We start from the raw sequence: 1,376 nt of genomic DNA on the forward strand, positions 1-1,376 counted from the left end.
TACAGGGTGGGCCAAAATTTTCTCCCATGTTGTTTCAATCTCGTTGATACATTTTCAAACCACTATTTTAAACGTTTTATAGCTCATTTAAAAGCTGAGAGTTTACCATTTATGCCTGTTTTTAAAATTTTTAATTTGGACTAAAACCGACCAAGTTATGGTCAGAACAAAAAATACCAATTTTTCCTTGATTTCAAAGGAAAAAAAATTTGTAAGGGGGGACCCTTATGCGATTTTTCTTTCACTTGTTTGTTCAATTTTGTTTGAATTCGAAATTGTTGTCCAAATGCCGTACTCAAATCAAGAAAAGGCTCGCTTTTACGATTGGTGGGTTGAATCCGGCCGAGATTACGCTGAGTTTAAGCGACGAGCGAGACGTGAGCGTGGTCGAAATGCAAGTGTTCCAGACATCAAGACAATTAAGGACTGGGCGTAAAATTTTCGGGAGAATGGGACGATGCAGCGTCGACCCAAAACAAAGACCAAGTTTGTTTTTACCCGCTTAAGTTTAATTTTAAAAATGTTAAGATCAGTGCGTACGCCAGAGGTTATTGAACGGGTTCGGGTGGCCTTCACTAACAATCGTCATTTGTCTACCCGCACAGCTAACATTCCCGTCAACAGTGATGACTCGTCGGATGAAGAAGTTAAAATGGTTTCGCGTACAACCATTCGGCGCATCCTTAAGGTTATTTAACAAAAAGTTTTAAATTTTACTCAGTTGTTGCAGGAAGACTTGAAATTTCATCCTTACAAGCTCCAATTGGTCCAAGAACTTTTGCGCTCTGATTTTCAACTCCGCCGACGATTTGCGCGCTCTCAACTTGAAACATTAGGTAACGATCCGAATTTTTTGGAAAACTTGTTTTTCTGTGATGAAGCTCACTTTCATTGTCACGGCGGGGTAAACCGGCAAGACTTTCGCTACTGGTCGGATGAAAATCCGCACTGGTACGCCGATGAACCACTTCATTCGCCTAAAGTGACTGTGTGGGTAGGCATTGGTTGGAATGGGATTGTGGGACCCTTCTTTTGGGAACGTGATCGTAACTTTCCCCGTGAAAGAGGAATCAATGCACGTTGGTATCAGGCCATGCTTGAAAACGATGCAATTCCTGCTCTCCGCCAGCTTCCGAATTTTGACAATCTTGTCTTTATGCAGGATGGGGCGCCGGCGCATTTTGGAAATGACGTTCGAGCTTTGCTTGATCAGACTTTTCCGGATCGCTGGATGGGACGAGGTTCTGCAAACAATCCGCCACCAATTGCATGGCCAGCTCGATCTCCGGATCTAACACCAATGGACTTTTTCTTTTGGGGTTATGTTAAAAGCTTGGCCTACACGGATCGCCCTTTTGGATCAGTTGTTGAGTTGC

2 protein-coding genes are annotated in these 1,376 nt (G+C 43.0%); both read left to right on the forward strand.

Annotated features, from left to right (window positions below; translation table 11 throughout):
• Positions 1-157 precede the first annotated feature (157 nt).
• The gene (locus ACQR30_RS06175; RefSeq protein WP_429732791.1) at positions 158-436 is read left to right on the forward strand and encodes a hypothetical protein; all 279 of its coding nucleotides are present in this window, start codon (positions 158-160) and stop codon (positions 434-436) included.
• Positions 437-721: 285 nt separating this feature from the next.
• On the forward strand, positions 722-1,376 hold a 655-nt coding region (locus ACQR30_RS06180), incomplete at its 3' end, for a hypothetical protein (RefSeq protein ID WP_429732794.1).

The organism is Arachidicoccus sp., assembly GCF_050436765.1.
GTDB lineage: Bacteria > Bacteroidota > Bacteroidia > Chitinophagales > Chitinophagaceae > Arachidicoccus.

Bases quoted from the DNA above. Each gene is read 5' to 3' on its own strand.
- ACQR30_RS06175 (WP_429732791.1), top strand. From the start codon at position 158: ATGGTCAGAACAAAAAATACCAATTTTTCCTTGATTTCAAAGGAAAAA.